The organism is Shewanella sairae (genome assembly GCF_023283535.1).
In the GTDB taxonomy this organism is placed as follows: Bacteria; Pseudomonadota; Gammaproteobacteria; order Enterobacterales; family Shewanellaceae; genus Shewanella; species Shewanella sairae.
In genome coordinates this window covers 1-1,223 of the sequence record NZ_JAKILT010000183.1, presented here as the reverse complement: position 1 = coordinate 1,223, position 1,223 = coordinate 1, and the positions used below count along the sequence as shown (strand labels likewise).

1 protein-coding gene is annotated in these 1,223 nt (G+C 44.0%); it reads left to right on the top strand.

Going from position 1 to position 1,223, the window contains the following annotated elements; genetic code table 11:
• Positions 1-57: 57 nt before the first annotated feature.
• On the top strand, positions 58-1,223 hold a 1,166-nt coding region (locus L2748_RS23970), incomplete at its 3' end, for a hypothetical protein (protein WP_220783633.1).

Sequence of the window (1,223 nt, the reverse complement as noted above, 5' to 3'; positions counted from 1 at the left end):
GCGCCCAAAGTACCAAGTATTTCCGTACCGAGTAGCGATGTTGATGGACGATATACAGTGACTTGGGGCGAAACATCTAATACGACCCGCTATGAAATTATGGGAGAAATGAGCGGTACTTTGTATTCGGGAACCGCACGCCATTTATACCGAGTAAAACCAAATGGCACCTACTACTATAAAGTCAGAGCTTGCAACTCAAATGCCTGTAGCGCTTTTTCAGCTAAAAAAGGGATAACGGTAACCATCATTCCGAGCAAAGCCTTCCCCCCCATAGCTTCCTCGATGTATCAACCAGTTAATACTAATGTGTCAATATCTTGGCCAGCAGTTGCCAACGCTATTAGCTATAAATTATATGAGGATGGTACAGTTATCTACTCTGGCTCAGGGAGAGCAATATCTAAACGTCACAACAGTTACGGCCGACGTATATACACTGTAGCTGCATGCAGTTCCGCCGGTTGCAGTGCTCAATCAAATGCTTATCCCATTTATTATTATACTGCACCTGGAGGTGTAAATAACCTAGCGGTATCAAACTCAACGGCCTGGGTTGGCGACAGTGTAAATGTTTCATGGAATGCTGCCGGAGGAAGCGTTCCCGGTACAAAATATCAAATAGCAGTGAACGGTGCGGTAAAAGCGTCAACGAAAGCTTTAAGTCAAAGGCTTGTTTTAACCAAGACTGGTAACAATCAAATACGTGTTAACGCTTGCAATCCAAACAATACTGGATGTGGTTCATCGAGGTACGTAAATGTTAACGTTTCTTTAAAGGTAACGGTTAATAAATTTGCATGGTTCCCGAGCACTCTAAAAGTTGGGGAGTCTACTGCGTTTCACTGGGATATAGCAAATGTCGAAACCTGCTTTGCGACGACACGGGGACCAGGAGCTCCATTAGAGCGAAGTCCAACAGGCAAAACAGATAACTATACTTACACTGAACCGGGGGTTCACACCACTAAATGGTATTGCAAAGATTCCCAAGGTAATCGATTTCCAGAAGATGCGACTAAGTACTTAGAAGCCGTCAGAACAGTAAAGGTTGGTGGGTTACAGCCGGTTCTAGGCAGCACATCTGGAGGGGTAAACATTCTTACTTGGATAGAGGACAATCGTGCCAGTTATTATCAAGTCATTATTACTGATGAAAATGGTGTGCAACGCGTAGTAAAAGTCTATGGGACAAGTTATTCAGTTGCGGGATTAGCATTGGG